The sequence below is a fragment of the uncultured Methylibium sp. genome (assembly GCF_902826655.1).
GTDB lineage: Bacteria > Pseudomonadota > Gammaproteobacteria > Burkholderiales > Burkholderiaceae_C > Methylibium.
Genome location: NZ_CADEFR010000065.1, coordinates 1 through 18,367 on the forward strand (window position 1 = coordinate 1; position 18,367 = coordinate 18,367).

At 71.9% G+C, this 18,367-nt stretch carries 22 protein-coding genes and 1 pseudogene; 12 read left to right on the top strand and 11 right to left on the bottom strand.

The annotated features are described in order from the left end of the window. The 4 genes from QZV97_RS17655 to QZV97_RS17670 all read right to left on the bottom strand — a co-directional run. The coding region (locus tag QZV97_RS17655; protein ID WP_295645575.1) for an acyltransferase at nucleotides 1–699 on the bottom strand (699 nt) is incomplete at its 3' end. Further along, nucleotides 662–2,044: a hypothetical protein gene (locus QZV97_RS17660; RefSeq protein ID WP_295645578.1), complete on the bottom strand. Its 1,383-nt coding sequence runs from the start codon at nucleotides 2,042–2,044 to the stop codon at nucleotides 662–664. The genes QZV97_RS17655 and QZV97_RS17660, both read right to left, overlap by 38 nt. A gap of 5 nt (nucleotides 2,045–2,049) precedes the next feature. Further along, entirely contained in the window at nucleotides 2,050–2,940 is an 891-nt protein-coding gene (locus QZV97_RS17665) for a polysaccharide biosynthesis tyrosine autokinase (RefSeq protein WP_295645581.1), read from the bottom strand. After that, nucleotides 2,937–3,761, bottom strand: a complete 825-nt coding sequence (locus QZV97_RS17670; protein WP_295645584.1) for a hypothetical protein — start codon at nucleotides 3,759–3,761, stop codon at nucleotides 2,937–2,939. The genes QZV97_RS17665 and QZV97_RS17670 overlap by 4 nt, the downstream gene beginning before the upstream one ends. Before the next feature lie 509 nt (nucleotides 3,762–4,270). On the opposite strand from QZV97_RS17670, the pseudogene QZV97_RS17675 reads away from it, so the two are divergent. Together QZV97_RS17675 and QZV97_RS17680 are read left to right on the top strand one after the other, a co-directional pair. After that, nucleotides 4,271–4,846, top strand: a pseudogene (locus QZV97_RS17675) (sugar transferase); the annotation flags it as partial. Between the two features lie 3 nt (nucleotides 4,847–4,849). Beyond that, nucleotides 4,850–6,055 (top strand): glycosyltransferase, encoded by a 1,206-nt coding sequence (locus QZV97_RS17680; RefSeq protein ID WP_295645587.1) that lies wholly within the window; start codon nucleotides 4,850–4,852, stop codon nucleotides 6,053–6,055. On the opposite strand, the gene QZV97_RS17685 is transcribed toward QZV97_RS17680, so the two are convergent. Beyond that, on the bottom strand, nucleotides 6,004–7,521 hold the full coding sequence (locus QZV97_RS17685; RefSeq protein WP_295645591.1) for a deoxyribodipyrimidine photo-lyase: 1,518 nt from the start codon (nucleotides 7,519–7,521) through the stop codon (nucleotides 6,004–6,006). The two genes, QZV97_RS17680 and QZV97_RS17685, sit on opposite strands and share 52 nt — an antisense overlap. A 34-nt stretch (nucleotides 7,522–7,555) precedes the next feature. Between QZV97_RS17685 and QZV97_RS17690 the strand changes: the two genes are divergently transcribed. The 6 genes from QZV97_RS17690 to QZV97_RS17715 are packed head-to-tail and all read left to right on the top strand — an operon-like array spanning nucleotide 7,556 to nucleotide 12,097. Beyond that, the gene (locus tag QZV97_RS17690) at nucleotides 7,556–8,158 is read left to right on the top strand and encodes a YqgE/AlgH family protein (protein ID WP_295645594.1); all 603 of its coding nucleotides are present in this window, start codon (nucleotides 7,556–7,558) and stop codon (nucleotides 8,156–8,158) included. Next, nucleotides 8,151–8,561, top strand: a complete 411-nt coding sequence (gene ruvX, locus QZV97_RS17695; protein WP_295645635.1) for a Holliday junction resolvase RuvX — start codon at nucleotides 8,151–8,153, stop codon at nucleotides 8,559–8,561. The genes QZV97_RS17690 and ruvX overlap by 8 nt, the downstream gene beginning before the upstream one ends. After that, nucleotides 8,558–9,070, top strand: coding sequence for a bifunctional pyr operon transcriptional regulator/uracil phosphoribosyltransferase PyrR (pyrR, locus tag QZV97_RS17700; RefSeq protein WP_295645597.1), 513 nt, complete (start codon nucleotides 8,558–8,560; stop codon nucleotides 9,068–9,070). Before ruvX ends, pyrR begins: the two co-directional genes overlap by 4 nt. Continuing rightward, entirely contained in the window at nucleotides 9,067–10,032 is a 966-nt protein-coding gene (locus tag QZV97_RS17705) for an aspartate carbamoyltransferase catalytic subunit (RefSeq protein WP_295645600.1), read from the top strand. Before pyrR ends, QZV97_RS17705 begins: the two co-directional genes overlap by 4 nt. Beyond that, nucleotides 10,029–11,351 (top strand): dihydroorotase, encoded by a 1,323-nt coding sequence (locus tag QZV97_RS17710; RefSeq protein ID WP_295645603.1) that lies wholly within the window; start codon nucleotides 10,029–10,031, stop codon nucleotides 11,349–11,351. Before QZV97_RS17705 ends, QZV97_RS17710 begins: the two co-directional genes overlap by 4 nt. After that, complete coding sequence (locus QZV97_RS17715; protein ID WP_295645606.1) at nucleotides 11,351–12,097, top strand: lysophospholipid acyltransferase family protein; 747 nt, start codon at nucleotides 11,351–11,353, stop codon at nucleotides 12,095–12,097. Before QZV97_RS17710 ends, QZV97_RS17715 begins: the two co-directional genes overlap by 1 nt. Here QZV97_RS17715 and QZV97_RS17720 read toward each other — a convergent pair. The 6 genes from QZV97_RS17720 to gpmA all read right to left on the bottom strand — a co-directional run bounded on the left by QZV97_RS17720 (nucleotide 12,094) and on the right by gpmA (nucleotide 16,070). After that, nucleotides 12,094–12,600, bottom strand: a complete 507-nt coding sequence (locus QZV97_RS17720; RefSeq protein ID WP_295645638.1) for a DUF2127 domain-containing protein — start codon at nucleotides 12,598–12,600, stop codon at nucleotides 12,094–12,096. The genes QZV97_RS17715 and QZV97_RS17720 overlap by 4 nt on opposite strands. 65 nt (nucleotides 12,601–12,665) lie before the next feature. Then, nucleotides 12,666–13,100: a hypothetical protein gene (locus QZV97_RS17725; RefSeq protein ID WP_295645609.1), complete on the bottom strand. Its 435-nt coding sequence runs from the start codon at nucleotides 13,098–13,100 to the stop codon at nucleotides 12,666–12,668. After that, nucleotides 13,097–13,498, bottom strand: a complete 402-nt coding sequence (locus QZV97_RS17730) for a DUF1801 domain-containing protein (RefSeq protein ID WP_295645612.1) — start codon at nucleotides 13,496–13,498, stop codon at nucleotides 13,097–13,099. The genes QZV97_RS17725 and QZV97_RS17730 overlap by 4 nt, the downstream gene beginning before the upstream one ends. A gap of 11 nt (nucleotides 13,499–13,509) precedes the next feature. Next, nucleotides 13,510–14,025: a DUF1697 domain-containing protein gene (locus tag QZV97_RS17735; protein WP_295645615.1), complete on the bottom strand. Its 516-nt coding sequence runs from the start codon at nucleotides 14,023–14,025 to the stop codon at nucleotides 13,510–13,512. Between the two features lie 11 nt (nucleotides 14,026–14,036). Beyond that, complete coding sequence (locus QZV97_RS17740) at nucleotides 14,037–14,561, bottom strand: AacA4 family aminoglycoside N(6')-acetyltransferase (RefSeq protein WP_295645618.1); 525 nt, start codon at nucleotides 14,559–14,561, stop codon at nucleotides 14,037–14,039. A 765-nt stretch (nucleotides 14,562–15,326) separates the two neighbouring features. After that, complete coding sequence (gene gpmA / locus QZV97_RS17745; RefSeq protein WP_295645621.1) at nucleotides 15,327–16,070, bottom strand: 2,3-diphosphoglycerate-dependent phosphoglycerate mutase; 744 nt, start codon at nucleotides 16,068–16,070, stop codon at nucleotides 15,327–15,329. Between the two features lie 106 nt (nucleotides 16,071–16,176). Here gpmA and QZV97_RS17750 point away from each other — a divergent pair, with 106 nt between their 5' ends. The 4 genes from QZV97_RS17750 to QZV97_RS17765 form a co-directional block, all read left to right on the top strand. Continuing rightward, nucleotides 16,177–16,593 carry a rhodanese-like domain-containing protein gene (locus QZV97_RS17750; protein ID WP_295645624.1) on the top strand — a complete coding sequence of 139 codons (417 nt, stop codon included), beginning with the start codon at nucleotides 16,177–16,179 and terminating at the stop codon, nucleotides 16,591–16,593. Between the two features lie 87 nt (nucleotides 16,594–16,680). Continuing rightward, entirely contained in the window at nucleotides 16,681–16,947 is a 267-nt protein-coding gene (gene grxC / locus QZV97_RS17755) for a glutaredoxin 3 (protein ID WP_295645628.1), read from the top strand. A 147-nt stretch (nucleotides 16,948–17,094) separates the two neighbouring features. Further along, a complete protein-coding gene (secB, locus tag QZV97_RS17760) occupies nucleotides 17,095–17,586 on the top strand; it encodes a protein-export chaperone SecB (protein WP_295645631.1) in 492 nt (163 codons plus the stop codon). Between the two features lie 25 nt (nucleotides 17,587–17,611). Continuing rightward, nucleotides 17,612–18,367: NAD(P)H-dependent glycerol-3-phosphate dehydrogenase (locus QZV97_RS17765; RefSeq protein ID WP_295645633.1), on the top strand; the 756-nt coding region annotated here is incomplete at its 3' end.

An 18,367-nucleotide genomic window follows, 5' to 3' on the forward strand; every position in this document is an offset into this window, starting at 1 on the left:
GAGGCGTGATTCGCCGCGCCAGGGCCGACCGGGCGCCGGCGCCGGCGTCATGGCCAGCCGCCGCACCAGCGCCGGGCCCCACAGCACGCCGAGCGCGTAGAACAGGCCGAAGCGACACGGCAGCGCCAGCATCACCGGCAGCTCGACCACCTCGCCGACCAGGCGCAGCACGACGAAGAGCAGCAGCAGCCGCTGCGCGCCGATGGCCGGCAGCAGCAGCGCGCTGCTCACGTGCAGCAGCAGCAGCGCCTGCAGGAACCAGAACTGCGAGGTCGGCTCCCACAGCAGCGCCAGCACGCGCCAGCCGTCGAGCTCGGCCGGCCGGTTGACCCAGCCGCCCATCGCGTCGATGACCGCCAGCTGCAGCACGCTCCACAGCAGGTAGGGCCAGACGATGCGCAGCGCGATGTCCTGCGCGAAGGCCTGGCGATCGCGGCTCACGCGCGGCTGCACGAACAGCCCCGCCAGCACGAAGAACAGCGGCATGTGGAAGCTGTAGATCAGCCAGAAGGCATGGCCCCAGGCGCCGCCGCGATCGGCCAGGCCGGCGCCGAGCAGGCCGTCGATCGCGTGGCCGGCGACGACCAGCACGATGCCCAGGCCCTTGGCGACGTCGACCCAGTCGGCGCGGACGCGCTGCGCGGGCGTGGCGTCGGCCGCGTCAGTCGTCGGTGTCCAGGCGCGCAGCAAGGACTGCATCGCTCCACCCTCCGGCAAGATAGATCGGCGCGGCGCCGACGGCCAGGGTCGCACCGTTGGCCGGCAGCGGCTGGCCCAGCGCATCGACGCCGCGCAGCGGCGCGCCGGGCGGCGGCTTCAGGCGGCGCGGGCGGCCGTCGGCGCTCCAGACCGCGAGCTTGCGGCCGGCCGGCGACTCGAACAGGAAGGCCTGCAGGCCCTCGGTGGGCTGCGCCGCGCCGGCCACCTGTCGCAGCAGCGTCCAGTCGGCCAGCTCGGCGGCCAGGGTCTTGAAGGCGCGGTAGCTGTCGCGGCGGCTGCCGTCGTTGCGCGTCAGTCCCATCGGTCCGTCGACCGAGTCGCGCGACGAGAACCACAGCAGCGCCTCGACGCCGGCGGCGGCCGAGAGGATGAAGGCGCGCGGCAGGTAGGCCACCAGCGTCGCGTCGTCGATCGGCGGTCCGGCGGCGCCAGGCCCGACCGGCCAGCCCCATTCGGTGATCCAGATCTCGGGACGGCGGCCGAGCCTGGCCTCGCCCTGCTCGCGCAGGCGCCGCACCGCCGAGCGGAACGAGGCGTCGCGATCGACCACGGTGAAGGGCGCCAGCCAGTCGGTCTGGAAGCCGACCGCCGCCTTCTCGGGCGCGCCCTTCACGTAGGGGTGGACCGCGAAGCCGTCCAGTTCGCGCGGCAGCCCGGCCTCGAGGTACCAGTAGTGGACGACCCACATGTCGTCGTCGGTCAGCAGGCGGATCGCCGGATCGATGGCCTTCACCTCGCGCACCGCGGCCGCGACCATGCGCACGTAGTGCCTGACCCAGGCCGCCGGCCCTCGGCCGGTCCAGTGGCCGCCGATGGTCCTGGCGAACTGCGAGTTGTGCGGCTCGTTGCCGATCTCCAGCACGAAGCGCACGCCGAGCGCACGCAGCTGCCGCGCCACGGCGGCGGCGTAGCGGCCGAAGGCCTCGGGGTCGTAGCGCCGCGGCGGCTGTTCGTCGGGCACCGGCGGATAGGCCTTGTCGTTGCCCAGCGTCAGCAGCATCACGACGCCGATGTCGTGGCGGGCGTAGAAGGCGAGGCGCTCGCGCAGCGGGGCGGCGAAGGCGACATGGCGCCCCGCGACGGGCTCGAGGTCGGGCCAGACGATGACGTCGCGCACCCAGCGCACGCGCAGCTCGGTCAGCATCGGCAGCTCGCTGGCGGGCTGGCCCTGCGCGAACTTCACGCCGAGGCCCAGCGTGTCGCCGAAGCGGCGGGCCGGCCGGTCGGCCCCGGCGGCCGGCGCCGCCGGCCACAGCGCGCCGGCCGGTGCGAGCGCCAGCGTGCCGAGCAGCCGGCGTCGCGCCGTGGAGGGAGGTGTCGGCATCGGCCTCAGCGCTCGTTGACGACCGCACCGACCACGCGGGCCCCGCCGCCGCGCAGGGCGTCCACCATCTCGCGCACGCTGGACTGCAGTGCGCGGCCGGGCTGGGTGATGACGAGCGCGTCGTCGACCTGCGCGCCGATCAGCAGCGCATCGGCGCCGCTGGCCCAGGCCGGCGAGTCGATGACCAGCACGTCGAACTCGCGCTTCAGGGCCTGCAGCACCGGGCCCAGGGTCGCGGGTGCCAGCAGCTCCTGCGGATTGGGGGGCGGCGGGCCGGCCGGCAGCACCGCCAGCGGCCCGCCCAGCGCGATGCAGGCGTCGGCCAGCGTCGTGCGCGCCGCCAGCAGGCCGCTCATGCCCTGCTGGTTAGACACGCCGAACAGCGTGTGCAGCCGCGGGTGCCGCAGGTCGAGGTCGACCGCCAGCGTGCGCAGGTTCATCTGCGCGAACGAGGCCGCGAGGTTGGCGACGACGAAGCTGCGGCCCTCGCCGCGCTGCGTGCTGACGACGGTCAGCGCCCGCGCGCCCTCGGCGCCCAGCCAGTGCAGCACGAGATGGGTGCGCAGCGTGCGCATGCGCTCGCTGATCAGGTGCGCCGGGTCGCGCGCGGCGACCAGCTCGGCGGCGAACGCCGTGCCCTCGTCCAGCAGCGGGTAGCCGTACTGCTGCGCGAGCGCGGCGTCCAGCTGCGCCGGCGTGATCAGGCCCAGCTGCAGCGCTGCCTCGCCGAAGCGCGTGCCGCTCTTGGCCTGCCACTGCCGCACGGTGGCGAGGTCGTGTTCGTTCAGCGAGCGCTGTTCGACGAGGTGGTCGCCGATCGGCCGCTGCCCGGGGGCGGGCAGGTCCAGGGGATCGGGGACCGGGACCCGACCCGGATCGACTTGCAGCATCGTCATGGCAGGCCTCGCACGGTCCGTCCGGACGCCGGCAGGCGATGCGGCTCGCGGCGCGGCCAGTGCACGCGTTGCAGGCTCACCAGGTGCGGCAGCGACAGCGCCTCGAGGTCGGCCGGCACGCGCACGCGCGGCCGCAGCGCCTCGCGCGACAGCAGCACGATCAGCGCCAGCAGCGCGCCGCTCACGGCGGCGAGCGACGCACGCAGCCAGGGCAGCGATGTGCGTTCACCCGATGGCGGCAGCGCTGCGTTCAGCAGTTGCGAGCGGCCGCCGCCGCGCGCGGCGTCCGGGGCGGCCGCGCTGCGCGACGCGGTGGGCATCACGGTGGCCGGCGGCGCGGACAACTCGGCCGCGGTCTTCAGGTAAGCGGCGGCGACGGCATTGGCCAGTCGCGCGGCCTGCTCGGGCGTGCTGCCCTGCGCCAGGACCTGCAGGACCCGGCTGTCCGGCGACTCGGCGCGGATCTGCACGCGGTTCATCAGGTCGCGCGCGGCCTGCGCGTCGCGCATCGTCGGCATCGACACGTCTTCCGGGGCCGCGACGTCCGACACGCGCAGCGCGCTGGCCGCGCGGCGCGCGACGCGGTCGCTGCGCGCGAGGCTCAGCTGCGTCGCCATCGAGCTGGCGGGTGTGCGTGCGATCCAGGGCGCCGCGCCGCGGGCCTCGTCGCCGCTCGCATCGACCAGCAGCGTCGCGATCGCCGTGTAGGCGCGGGGCATCCAGGCGTCCGATGCGACGCCGCCGAGCGCGGCCGCGGCGGCCGCCGCGACCAGCCAGGCCGATCCGTCGCGCAGGGTCTGCAGAGAGCGTATGACGTTCATCGTTGTTCGAATGCAAGAGGCGGCGTGATGCGAACGACAGCATCGAGCGCGCAGGCTTCATTGAGAAGACAACGCGACTCGCGTGGTGTCTCCAGATGTGTGCTCAGGACTGCGATCGCTACGGCTCCTTGCATCTCTTCGCACACGCGACACGTCGTTTGAGCGAGCATGAGTTCGATGGAAGTGTGGTGCGCCTGTCTCGCAAGAACCGTGCGGTGGACCACGTAGACGCTGACTGAGTGCCGCGCGCCGATCGAATTCATCGCGAGGTGTATCGACGGGGCGCACTGTGTTGTCGAACGTAAGCGCGTGGGTGATGTGGCCTCCAAATTGCAAACGACCTTGCGGGCCATGCCGCGAGGCACGGAGCCTGGGCCTTTCTCCCCTCGACGCTCGAAGGAGTTGCCATGAGTGCGGTGGATCTGGTTTCCGATGCGGTGCGCATGCGCGGTCTCATGCATGGTGGCGGTGCAGGCGTGCGCTGCTTGTGGGCTGCGGTGAACCAGATCGCGGCAGCGCTGCTGTTGCTGCTGCTGTCGCCGCTGATGGCCGCGATCGCGATCGCGATCTGGCGCGTCGATGGCGCGCCCATCGTCTTCGGCCATTACCGCGTGGGCCAGGACGGGCGGCTGTTCCGCTGTCTCAAGTTCCGCAGCATGGTGCGCGACTCCGAGGCGGTGCTCGCGCGGCTGCTGCGCGACGACGCCCAGGCGCGTGCCGACTGGGCGCGTGACCAGAAGCTCGGCAACGACCCGCGCATCACGCCGATCGGCCGGTTCCTGCGCAAGACCAGCCTCGATGAACTGCCGCAGCTCTTCAACGTGCTGCGCGGCGAGATGAACCTCGTCGGTCCGCGCCCCATCACCGTGGCCGAGCTGCCGCGCTACCGCGGCGTGCGCTGGCACTACCTGCGCGTGCGGCCCGGCATGACCGGCCTGTGGCAGGTGAGCGGCCGCAACGACACCAGCTACGACGAGCGCGTCGAGCTCGACCGCCGCTACGTCGACCGCTGGTCGGCGCTGACCGACATCGGCATCCTCTTCAAGACGGTGCGCGTCGTGCTGCATGCCGACGGCGCACGCTGAACGATGAACGATCGACTGGAGCTGCCGACCCACGCGTCGACCGCGGCGCCGATCGACGGCCCGGTCGTGCACTTGGCCTGGCGGCTGTCCGATTCCATCTTCGGCTTCATCGGCCCGGCCACCGAGGCGCTGGCTCGCGCCGGCCTCGCGCAATGCATCGTGCTGGTCGACGATGCCGAGGCCTCGCGGCTGATGCCGCGCCTGCCGCGCGACGTGGAGCTGGTGACGGTGCCCGACGCGCGCGATCCGCTGCGGCTGCACAAGGACCTGGGCGATGCCTTGCGCACCGTGCTGCAGCGGACGCCGCCGCGGGCCGTGCACCTGCACGGCTTCACCGCGCTGACCATCGGCAGTGCGATCGCACGCCGCGAGGCCGGCGACGCCCGGCTGTACTTCTCGCCGCACCTGCTGCGGGCGCTCGGCGCCACCGCGCCGCTGCTGCGGGCGCTGCCCGGCGGCTGGCTGCGCCACTCGGGCCTGCTCGACGGGCAGCGCATGATCGTCAACCGCCTCGAGGAGGCCTACACGCTGCACCAGCTGACCCGCCAGCCGATGCAGGTGGTCGAGAGTGCGGTGGCGCCGGCCTACTTCGATGCGGCGACGTCGGAGTCGCGCCATCCGCTCATCGTCACCGGCAGTCAGCGCGACGACCGCCGCGGCGTCGAGCTGTTCGCGCAGCTCGCGGTGCTGCTGAGCGGCAGCGACCTGCGGCTGTCGTTCAACTGGATCGGGCGGCTCGGCGCCGCGTCGGTGGCGCGCCTGAAGGCCGCCAACGTCGGCTACTTCGAGATCGACGACGACGCCGCGATCGCCGCGCGTCTGGCCGCCGGCTGGGTCTTCCTGGCGCCCGGCGACAGCCCGGGCTTCCCGGCCTTCCTGGCCCAGGCGATGGCGATGGGCCTGCCCTGCGTGGCGATGGAGTCGCCGGAACACACCGACCTGCTGCGCGACCGCGAGACCGGCTTCCTGTGCCGCAGCGACGTCGAGGCGATGGAGCGCATCGCGCGGCTGATCGACGAGCCGCTGCTGCGTCGCCAGATCGGCCAGGCGGCACGCCGCGAGGCGCAGAGCCGCTTCTCGCCGGAGAGCTTCCGCGGCTCGCTCTACGCGGCCTACGAGCTCGAAGCGGAGCCGGCCCCGGCCCCGCTGCACCGGCTTCAGCGCCCCGGCTTCGCGCCCGGCGCCGCGCCGGCCTTCACCACCGCATAGCGCTCCAGCGTCTTCGCCCGCGCCAGGTCGTGCTGGACGATGGGCTCCGGGTAGTCGCGCCCCAGCTGCAGGCCCGCCGAGGCCAGGTCCAGCGGCTTGGCGAGCCAGGGCGCGTGGATCGCCGCGTCGGGCAGGCCCGCCAGCTGCGGCAGGTAGCGGCGGATGAACTTGCCGTGGGCGTCGAACTTCTCGCTCTGGCTCACCGGGTTGAAGATGCGGAAGTAGGGCTGGGCGTCGCAGCCCGAACTGCTGGCCCATTGCCAGCCGCCGTTGTTGGCGGCGAGGTCGAAGTCGATCAGCTTCTCGGCGAACCAGGCCTCGCCGCGTCTCCAGTCGATGCCGAGGTCCTTGCACAGGAAGCTGGCGACCACCATGCGCAGGCGGTTGTGCATGTAGCCGGTCTGGTTGATCTGGTGCATGGCGGCGTCCACCAGCGGGTAGCCGGTGCGGCCGTCGCACCAGGCGGCGAAGAGGGCGTCTGCCGCCTTGCCGTGCTCCCACTTGATGCGGTCGTAGTCGGGCTTGAAGCTGCGCTCCACGACCTGCGGGTGGTGGTGCAGCACCTGGTGATAGAAGTCGCGCCACACCAGCTCGCTCAACCACACTTCGGCGCCGCGCGATCCCGCACGCATGCGGTCCCAGGCCAGCCGCGCCAGGGTGCGGATCGACACCGTGCCGAAGCGCAGGTGCACGCTCAGGTAGCTGGGGCCCTTGACCGCCGGGAAGTCGCGCGTCTGGTCGTAGCGGTCGATGCGCTCGTCGCTGAAGTCGTCGACCAGCGCGCGCGCGCCGGCGCTGCCCGGCTGCACCTTCAGCGCCGCCAGGTTGGTGGTCTCGAAGCCGATGTCGGCCAGCGTCGGCACGCCGCCGGCCTCGCCCGCGGGAAGCGGCGCCAGGTGGGCCGCGTGGCGCTCCACGGGGTAGGCCTGCACGTAGAAGGGCTCGAGCTTCTTCAGCCAGGCGTTCTTGTACGGGGTGAACACGCCATAGGGCTTGCCGACGCCGGTCAGCAGCTCGTCGGTGTCGACGACGACCTGGTCCTTGGACGCATGGAAGGCGACGCCCGCCCCGGCCAGCGCGCCGCGCACGGCGGCGTCGCGCGCGACGGCGGCCGGCTCGTAGTCGGTGTTGGCGTAGACCGCCTGCACGTGCAGCGCCGCGGCCAGGCGCGGTATCTCGTCCTGCGCCCGGCCGTGCCGCACGATCAGGCCGACGCCCTGGATCCCGTGGGCGCGGCCCAGCGCCCGCAGGGCCTCGTCCAGGTCGACCAGGCTCTCGCGGATGAACTCCACCCGCCGGTCGGCGCGCGGCAGCGGGTCCAGGATGTCGCGGTCGAAGACGAAGGCCACCCACACCTGCCGCGCCGCCCGCAGTGCGTGATAAAGCGCCGCATGGTCGGCGGCCCGCAGGTCGCGGCGGCACCACACCAGGGCCGCGGGCAGCGCCGTTTGCGGGATTTTGTGCATGCGGCGCAGTGTGCACCGTCACTACAATGCCCGCATGGGCTCAGGCTCCGCGTCCAACCTCACCAACCAGTTCCTGATTGCCATGCCGGGCATGGCCGACGACAACTTTGCCGGTTCCGTCGTCTACCTCTGCGAGCACACCGAGAAGGGCGCGCTGGGCCTGGTGATCAACAAGCCCAGCGACATCAAGCTCGGGCGCCTGTTCGAGAAAATCGAACTCCCGCTCGACCGCGAGGAGCTGGCCGACCAGCCGGTCTTCATCGGCGGCCCGGTCCAGACCGAACGCGGCTTCGTGCTGCACGAGCGCGGCGAGGACGACGCGGCCGACATCGAGGCCGACGGCGCCACCTACAACTCCTCGCTGCGCATCCCCGGCGGCCTGGCCATGACCACCAGCAAGGACGTGCTCGAAGCCCTGGCCAGCGGCGCCGGCCCCAGGCGCGTGCTGGTGACGCTGGGCTACGCCGGCTGGAGCGCCGGCCAGCTGGAAGACGAGATCGCCCGCAACGGCTGGATCACCGTCGACGCGCGGCCCGACGTCATCTTCGAGACGCCGATCGAGCAGCGCTACGACAAGGCGCTGTCCTTGCTGGGCATCGACCCGCGGATGCTGAGCAGTGAAGCCGGGCATGCTTGAGGCGTTGCCTCCCGCCATCGCTCCCCAGACCCTGCTTGCTTTCGATTTCGGCCTCAAGCGCACCGGCGTCGCCGCCGGCAACACGCTGACGCGCAGCGCCGAGCCGCTGCGCAGCATCGCCGCCGAGGGCGACGCGCGCTTCGAGCCCATCGCCCGCCTGATCGCCGAGTGGCGGCCAGCCGCGCTGGTGGTCGGCATCCCGTTCCACCCCGACGGCGCGCCGCACGACAATACGCGCCGGGCGCAGCGCTTCGCCCGCCAGCTGCACGGCCGCTTCGGGCTGCCGGTGCACGAGGTGGACGAGCGGTATTCGACGACCGAGGCCCTGGCTGCCGGGGCGTCGGACGCCGACGCGGCGGCCGCGGCGATCCTGCTGGAACAGTATTTCAGGGAACACCCGTGACGACATTGCATCTGGATGCCGAAGCGCTCTACGCCGACCTGCTGGCGCGCGTGCGCCCGCTGCTGGTGGCCGACAGCGTGCTGGTCGGCATCTGGTCCGGCGGCGCCTGGCTGGCCGAGCGCCTGCAGCGCGACCTGGGCCTGGCCGGCAAGCCCGGCGTCATCTCCAGCGCGCTGCACCGCGACGACTTCGGCTCGCGCGGCATGAGCGCCACGTCGGACGCGACCGCGCTGCCCTTCGAGATCGACGGTCGGCACATCCTGCTGATCGACGACGTGCTCTACACCGGCCGCACGACGCGCGCGGTCATCAACGAGCTGTTCGACTTCGGCCGCCCGGCCAGCGTCAAGCTCGCGGTGCTGGTCGACCGCGGTGGCCGCGAGCTGCCGATCGAGCCGGCCGTGTCGGCCGCCCGCGTGGTGCTGCCGCCGACCCAGAAGCTGGCACTGACACGGGATGCGGATGGCCGGTTCGACTTCGCGATCGAGTCCGCCGGGAGCGCCGCATGACCGGCAGTCGGCGCAACCCCCAGCTCAACGCCCACGGCGAGCTGATCCACCTGCTGTCGATCGAGGGCCTGCCGCGCGCGGTGCTGACGCAGATCCTCGACACCGCGGGCACCTTCCTCAGCGTCAACGACCGCGACGTGAAGAAGGTGCCGCTGCTGCGGGGCAAGAGCGTCTTCAACCTGTTCTTCGAGAACAGCACCCGCACCCGCACCACCTTCGAGATCGCGGCCAAGCGCCTGTCGGCCGACGTCATCAACCTCGACATCGCGCGCAGCTCCACGGCCAAGGGCGAAAGCCTGCTCGACACCATCGCGAATCTTTCCGCGATGCACGCCGACATGTTCATCGTGCGGCATGCCGAGAGCGGCGCGCCCTACCTGATCGCCCAGCACGTCGCGCCGCACGTGCACGTCGTCAATGCCGGCGACGGGCGCCATGCGCACCCGACGCAGGGCCTGCTCGACATGTACACGATCCGCCACTACAAGAAGGACTTCGCGAACCTCACGGTCGCGATCGTCGGCGACATCGTGCACTCGCGCGTCGCACGCTCCGACATCCATGCGCTGACCACGCTGGGCGCCGCCGAGGTGCGCGCCGTCGGCCCGCGCACCCTGGTGCCGGGCGACCTCGCGAGCATGGGCGTGCGCGTCTGCCACGACATGGCCGAGGGCATCAAGGACGCCGACGTGATCATCATGCTGCGCCTGCAGAACGAGCGCATGAGCGGCGCGATGCTGCCCAGCGCCGGCGAGTACTTCAAGAGCTTCGGCCTCACCCAGGACAAGCTCGCCCTCGCCAAACCCGACGCCATCGTCATGCACCCTGGCCCGATCAACCGCGGCGTCGAGATCGACTCGTCCGTGGCCGACGGCCGCCAGAGCGTGATCCTGCCGCAGGTGACCTTCGGCATCGCGGTGCGGATGGCGGTGATGAGCATCATCGCTGGGAACGACGCATGAAGATCCTCATCACCAACGGCCGCGTCGTCGACCCGGCCTCGGGCCGCGACGAGGTGGCCGACATCGCCATCGCGGCCGGGCGCATCGTCAGCATCGGCAAGAAGGCGTCTGCCGACTTCGGGGCCGAGCGGACCATCGACGCGAAGGGCCTGGTCGTCGCGCCCGGCCTGGTCGACCTGGCCGCGCGCCTGCGCGAGCCGGGGCACGAGCACGAAGGCATGCTGGAAAGCGAGCTCGCCGCGGCCGCGGCCGGCGGCGTCACCAGCCTCGTCTGCCTGCCTGACACCGACCCCACGCTCGACGAGCCGGGGCTGGTGGAGATGCTGAAGTTCCGCGCCCGCAAGCTGAGCCGCTGCCGCTTGTTCCCGCTGGGCGCGCTGACGCGCGGCCTGGCCGGCGAGGTGCTGACCGAGATGGCCGAGCTGACCGAGGCCGGCTGCGTCGGCTTCTCGCAGGCCGACGTGTCGCTGCGCGACACCCAGGTGCTGGCGCGCGCGCTGCAGTACGCAGCGACCTTCGGCTACACGGTCTGGCTGCGGCCCAACGATCCGTGGCTGGGCGGCGGCGTCGCGGCCAGCGGCGCGGTCGCCACGCGCCTGGGTCTGTCGGGCGTGCCGGTCAGCGCCGAGACGATCGCGCTGCACACGATCTTCGAGCTGGTACGCGCCAGCGGAGCGCGCGTGCACCTGTGCCGCCTGTCCAGCGCCGCCGGCGTCGAGCTGCTGCGCGCCGCCAAGGCCGAGGGCCTGCCGGTCACGGCCGACGTCAGCATCAATTCGCTGCACCTCACCGACCTGGACATCGGCTTCTTCAACCCCGCGATGCGCGTCGTGCCGCCGCTGCGCCAGCAGCGCGACCGCGACGCGCTGCGGGCCGCGCTGGCCGACGGCACGATCGACGCGCTGGTGTCCGACCACATGCCGGTCGACGCCGACGCCAAGACGCTGCCCTTCGCCGAGGCCGAGCCCGGCGCCACCGGCCTGGAGCTGCTGCTGGGCCTGGCGCTGAAGTGGGGCGAGGACAGCCGCGCCGGTCTGCGTCGCGCGCTGGCCGCCGTGACTTGCGAGCCGGTGCGCGTGCTGGGGCCGGCGCTCGGCTCGCTGGCCGCCAGCGCCGGGCGGCTGGTGGAGGGCGGCGTCGCCGACGTCTGCGTCTTCGATGCCGATGCGCGCTGGGCCGTCACGCCCGCCGCGCTGCGCAGCCAGGGCAAGCACACGCCCTTCGCCTTCGACATCAGCGGCATCGAGCTGCCGGGCCGCGTGCGCCTGACGCTCGTGGCCGGCCAGGTGGCGCACGAAGCGCCGGCGTCGTCGTCCTGATGCGGCAACTCCGTGCCGCGTGGCGCCTGCTGCGCGTGCTGCTGCACGTGCTGCACGGCGTGGCCATCGTGCTGCTGATGTTCCGCTGGCTCGACCTGGCCGGTCGCCGGCGCCGCGTGCAGTGGTGGGCCGCCAGGATGCTGCGCGTCGCCGGCGCCACGCTGCAGGGGCAGGGGACGCCGCGCCCCGGCGGCACGCTGCTGGTCATCAACCACATCTCCTGGCTGGACATCGTGGCCATCCACGCGCTGTGCCCGCAGGCGCGCTTCGTGTCCAAGGCCGACGTGAAGCGCTGGCCGGTGCTGAACCGCCTGGTCGACGCGGCCGACACGCTGTACCTGGAACGCGAACGCCGCCGCGACGCGATGCGCGTGGTGCACCACATGGGCGAGGCGCTGGCCGCCGGCGACACCGTCGCCGTGTTCCCCGAGGGCACGACCGGCCTGGGCCACGAGCTGCTGCCCTTTCACGCCAACCTGCTGCAGGCCGCCATCGCCACCGGCACGCCGGTGCAGCCGGTGGCGCTGCGCTTCAGCGACGACCACGACGAGGTCAGCCGCGCCGTGGCCTACGTGGGCGACACGACGCTGATCCAGAGCCTGTGGTGGGTGGCCTGCGCCGACGGGCTGCGCGCGAAGGTCAGCTTCCTGTCGCCGATCGGGTCCGAGCACGCGGACCGCCGCGCGCTGGCCGAGCGGCTGCGCGGCGAGATCGCCGCGGCCTTGCCGCCGGCCGATGCGGCCTAGGGCACGTCGCCGCGCCGAACGTTCCGGGCGCGCTGCCGCCGCTGCAGCAGCGCCTTCACCATCACCGCGACCACCGCCACGTTGACCGCCAGCACCGCCGCGCCCAGCCCCGTGGGCCGGTGCAGCAGCTCGGCGATCTCGATCGGCACGTAGAGCCCGCCGCTCAGCGCGGCCAGCCACTCGGCCCAGGCGCGATCCGTCCACAGGCCGTAGGCCTCGGCCAGCCGCACCGCGGCATACAGCGCCGCGCCTGCGGCCAGCCACAGCAGGCGCGGCTGCTGCAACTGCGACACCGCGTCCAGGAAGATGTGCGGGTAATGCGCGGCCGGGTTGAGGTGGGCGTAGCTCACCAGGCGCCCGGCCAGATCGTTGAGGTCGCGATGCACCAGCGCCAGCAGGCCGCTGGCCGCCAGCAGCACGACCAGGCCCTTGAAGGCCTCGACCATCGCGATGGCGCGCAGGGCGCGGCGTGACGGAGCGGCGGATGAGCTGGACGGGCCGATGGCGGGTGTCCCGGTGCGTCGAGCCTCGACGGCGACAAAGCGTGCAGGGTAGCGCAGCGTCGACGCTAGCGGGCGTCCGGTCCCGGTGTGGAACGGGCCGCATCGATCGCATGCCGGGTCGCCCGCCATTCCATCGAAAGCCGCACCGTCAAGCGGCCCAGGTTCAGAACGTGCAGGGCGCGCCATGGGGAGCGCAGGCGCCGCAGGATCCGGGCTTCCAGCCACATCGGATCGAAGCCAGCCCACTCGCCGGCGACCGACAGGAGGTTGTACTTGCAGACCGGGTAGACCTCGTTCACGAGGATCCACTCGATCTGGTCGACCGAGTAGGGTGACCGGGCCAGCAACTCGACGCGCCATCGCCGCGAGAGCGACACGTCCGTGTCGAGGAAGAGGTCGGACAAGGCCTCCCACACCGGGCGCCGTGCAGCCAGCTCGGCCAGGGCCGGCGCGGGGCACCGGGGTGAGCGCGCGCCTTGCGTCGGCGGCACGTCGATCACTCGCCGCGCGCCAGCCGCGCCACGATGTCGGCATGCGCGGCCACGACCAGCGCCTCGAGCGCCTCGGCATCCACCGCCACGCCCGGCCGCAACTTGACGTGCCGCATGAACCTGCCCGCGCCCTCCAGCAGGCCGGCCGGGTCGGGCAGCGCGTGGCCGCGGAAGAAGCCCACGTTGACGTGGGCGCGGTAGACGTTGACGTAGGCAAAGGCCGCGTCCTCCACGCAGGCAGTGGGGCAGCCGTCGTGCATCAGCTCGCGGACGTCGGCACCGCACTGGCGGATGCGGGCGAACCAGGTGCGCGCGATCACGCCCAGCTCGGCCGGGCGGCTGTCGAGCCAGCGGTCGATGGCAGCGTCGCGCGGCGTGCCGCCGTCGAAGCGGAGCAGGGTGCTCATGCGGGCGGCTCTCAAGCCCACGCGCACTTGCGCACCGTGTCGAGCGTGCGTGTCGTGATGGTCTTGCCGAAGGTGCGCTCGAGCAGGCTCATGAACACGGGGCCCTTGGGGCCGGGGACGTAGGCGCACAGGACCTCGGAGCCGCGGACCTCGAGGATGCTGGCCTCGTCCTGCGTGATGGGAAGCTCGAGCGGCAGCTCTGCCGGGCTGCGCAGGAAGGTGACGACCTTCTTGGCCGCGGCCGGCAGGCGGAACCCGGTGAAGGGGTCGGACTCGATGAAGGCCTGCAGGTACCCGGCCGGCCGGACGGTGGTGCCGAAGCTGCGGTCGAGCCCGGACTGCATCGCCTTCTCGGCGCGCCGCTCCAGGGCCGCCGGCGACGACGAGCGCGCGTCGAACACGACGTTGCCGCTGGACAGCAGCGTGCGGACCTCGGTGAAACCGGCGGACTCGAAGCAGGCCTTGAGCGCCGGCATGCTGGCGTTCATCGGGCTGACTCCGCGGAGGAAGGCGACGTAGCGCGGCATGGCGTGCGGCACTACGCCGGCCGGTCCTGCAGCATGTACAGCGCCGGCCCGTCGGGCGTGACGATGCGGCGCACGGCGCGGAAGCCCGCCTTCTGGTAGCAGCGGATCGCCCGCAGGTTGTGCGGCGCCGGGTCGGTCTGGATGCTTGTCACGGCCGGGTCGCGGAACAGCCGCTCGACCAGCGCCCGGACCATCTGCGTGCCCAGCCCCTGGCCCAGCAGCGCCGCGTCGGCCAGCGACTGGTCGATGCCGCGCACGCCGGGGTCGGTGACGTCTTCCCACCAGCCGTCGCCCGAACCCATCGCGACGTAGGACTGCGCGTAGCCGATCGGCACATCGCCCTGCATCGCGATGTAGGGCGTGACACGCTCCGCGGCCATCGCCTGCGGGTGGTAGTGGGCCCGCACCTCGGCGAGCGTCGGCCGTTCGCCGCCCCACCACTCGGCGATGTGCGGGCGGTTGAGCCAGTCGTGGAGGAGGGGGAGGTCGTGCTCGGTCAGGAGGCGGAAGGTGACCGGGCTGCGGCTGATCGTCATGGGCGCGTGTCGGCCGGCGTGGCGACGGTGGGCATCAGTGACGGTGGAAGATCAGGAGCGCTTGGCTGGACGGCCTGCGGAGCGATCGTGTCAACGAAACCGAGGCAAGCTCCCAGTCCGCTCAACTGGTTAGACACGGCCATACGTGATGGCACGCGTGGCCGCAAAGGTAAGCAGCGCGACTGCGATGTGCGCCGTGGCGAAGCCCTGCACCATGTACCCGAAGTTGCGGTCTGCAGGAAGAAGCAGCCACAGCAACGTGCCAACTAGCAAAGGGCACCAGAACGCAGCCAAGTAGACCCACCGCGAAGAGCTTGCGCTTACCTTGCTAAGCAACCACCCCAGGAACGCCGACCCTGCCAATGCCAGCGGATAGACCCAGACGAGCCATGTTGATGCGAACAGTATCCATGGAGCGATGAGCGCGCCGAACAAGAGCGGAAGGGCATATGGGTGCCGCTCTGCAACTGCCTCGACGGGCGAACGCACGTGGCCCGTCGGAACGAGTATGTGGCCGCACACGGCACAGTCGCTTGCGCCAGGCGTGACCGCCGACTGACAGGTTGGACAGACTTGCACTCGCGTCTAACGTCAATTGGACGATAGGCAGCGCCCCGACTTGTGTCGCCTGTTGCACCGCCCTGCGTGAATGCTAAGCGCTCGGATCTGCTCTAGAAACTCCCTGTTTGCAAGGGGCTGCCGAGAGGTCGGCCCAGCGCGATAGGCGACCTGAATCTTCACGAATGACAGCTGGACAGCCGCCCCTCACCCCTCCGGCTGCGTCTGCGACACCGCCGCCGCCTGGGCCGCGGCCTCGGCGCCGCCGAGGTAGTACTTCGACACCGGCCTGAGGTTCGCGTCCAGCTCGTAGACCAGCGGCATGCCGTTGGGGATGTTGACGCCGACGATGTCGGTGTCGGAGATGCTGTTCAGGTGCTTCACCAGCGCGCGGATGCTGTTGCCGTGCGCGACGATGGCCAGGCGCTGGCCGGCGGCGATGGCGGGGGCGAGGGTGCCGTACCAGAAGGGCAGCACGCGCGCGACGGTGTCCTTCAGGCATTCGGTCAGCGGCACCTGGCCGGGGCTCAGCCTGGTGTAGCGCGGGTCGTTCAGCTCGCAGCGCGGGTCGCCGGGCTCCAGCGGCGGCGGCGGCACGTCGTAGCTGCGGCGCCAGAGCATCACCTGCTCTTCGCCGAACTTGGCCGCCATGTCGGCCTTGTTGAGTCCTTGCAGCGCGCCGTAGTGGCGCTCGTTGAGGCGCCAGTCTTTCACCACCGGCAGCCAGGTGCGGTCCATGCCGTCCAGGCAGTGCCAGCCGGTCCAGATCGCGCGCTTGAGCACCGAGGTGTAGACGGTGTCGAACTCGATGCCCGCGGCCTTGAGCAGGCGGCCCGCCTGCTGCGCCTGCGCCACGCCGGTGGGGGTGAGCTCCACGTCGGTCCAGCCGGTGAATCGGTTCTCGAGGTTCCAGGTCGATTCGCCGTGGCGGATCAGCACGAGTCGGGTCATGGGCGCGGGTCGTGAGTAGGGGATGGGGGGGCGGGGGAGCGTTGGATTCTAGAATTGCGCCCTTCCGCCTCCTCGGCCCGCGCCTGCGGCGCGTGCCCCGCCTCCCGTGAACTTTCTCCTCGAACACTGGTACCTCGTCCTCGCAGCCCTCACATCGGGGGGCCTGCTGCTGTGGCCGTCGCTGTCGCGCGGTGGCGGGCCGGGTCGCGTCTCCACGGCCGAGGCCGTGACCCTGATCAACCGCGAGAAGGCGGTGCTGATCGACGTGTCCGAGCCGGCCGAGTACGCCGCCGCCCACGCGCTGAACGCCAAGAACATCCCCTTCGGCAGCCTGGAGGGCGGCGCCAAGGGCCTGCCGGCCAACAAGGCCCTGCCGGTGCTGGTGATGTGCCCGACCGGCGCGCGCGCCGGCCGCGCGGTGGCCAAGCTCAAGAAGCTGGGCTACGAGAAGGCCAGCGTCGTCATCGGCGGCCTGGCGGCCTGGCGCGACGCGCAGCTGCCGGTCGAGAAATCGGCTGCCTGACCGAGGGGCCATCGGCCCGGTGGGCCGCAGGATCGTGACGCTTGGATGACACTGCGGGCACGAGCTTTGCAGTCGCGTCTGTCCACCATGCCCACCGTCAAGATGTACACCACCCAGGTCTGCCCGTTCTGCGTGCGGGCCAAGATGCTGCTCAAGCAGCGTGGGGTGGACCGGATCGAGGAAGTCCGCGTCGACCTCGACCCGGCGCAGCGCGCCACCATGATGGAAATCACGGGCCGGCGCACCGTGCCGCAGATCTTCATCGGCGAGACCCACGTCGGCGGCTGCGACGAGCTGATCGCGCTGGACCAGCGCGGCGCACTGGCCCCGCTGCTGCAAGGGTCGGGCGCCTGACGCAGGCTGTCAGCGCCGGCCGGCCCTCCAGGGCCGCTGCGACATAATCCGACGGCTCCACACGCGGCCCACCCCACCCGGGGCGGGCCCTTTGTTTTGCCCGTCGTCGGCCCTGCCGCGCGGGCCCTGTCGCAGACGGACTCCATCATGGCCGAGCAAGACCTCACCCCCGTTTTCCAGATCCAGCGCGTGTACCTCAAGGACATGTCGCTCGAGCAGCCCAACTCGCCGCAGATCCTGCTCGAGCAGGGCCAGCCGCAGGTCGACATCAACCTCGGCGTCGGCGCCGAGGGCGTGGCCGAAGGCGTCTTCGAGGTCTCGGTCACCGCGACCGTCACCACCAAGGTCGGCGACAAGACGCTGTTCCTGGTCGAGGCCAAGCAGTCGGGCATCTTCGAGATCCGCAACCTGCCCGATGACCAGCTGCAGCCGGTGATCGGCATCGCCTGCCCGGGCATCGTCTACCCCTACCTGCGCGCCAGCGTGGCCGACATCATCACGCGCGCCGGCTTCCCGCCGGTGCACCTGACCGAGGTCAACTTCCAGGCCATGTACGAGGCGCAGCAACAGCAGCAGGGCGCGGTCGCCAACGGCAACGGCAACGGCAACGGCGGTTCGCCGATCATCACCACCGCCTGATCGCCCGCGGCGGGACGCAGCGGCGATGCGCATCTCGGTCCTCGGCGCCGGCGCCTGGGGCACGGCCCTCGCCGCCGCGGTGGCGACGCGCCACGAGACGCTGCTGTGGGCGCGCGACGCCGCACAGGCCAGCCGGATCGCGCAGAGCGGACTGAACGAGCGCTACCTGCCGGGCGTCGCCCTGCCGGCGACCCTGCGTGTCGGCGCCGACCTGGATGCGGCGCTGGCCCATGCGGACGGCGGCCTGGTCGTCATCGCCGCGCCGATGTCGGGCCTGCGCGAGATGCTGACGCGCTGCGCGCAGGTCGATGCCGGCCTGTGGTGGCTGTGCAAGGGCTTCGAGGCCGGCAGCGGCGCGCTGGGCCACGAGGTCGCGCGCGAGGTCGCACCGGCCGAGCGGGTGGGTGTGCTGTCGGGCCCCAGCTTCGCGCTCGAGGTCGCGCGTGGCCGGCCGACCGCGCTGGTCGCCGCCAGTGCCGACGAGGCGCTGCGCGAGCAGGCCGTCGAGGCCTTCCACGGCGACGCGCTGCGCGTCTACACCTCCGACGACCCGGTGGGCGTGGAGGTCGGCGGCGCGGTCAAGAACGTGATCGCCATCGCCACCGGCATCTGCGACGGCATGGACCTGGGCCTGAACGCGCGCGCCGCGCTCATCACCCGCGGTCTGGCCGAGATGACGCGCCTGGGCCTGGCACTCGGCGCCCGCGCCGAGACCTTCATGGGCCTGTCGGGCCTGGGTGACCTGGTGCTCACCGCCACCGGCGACCTGTCGCGCAACCGC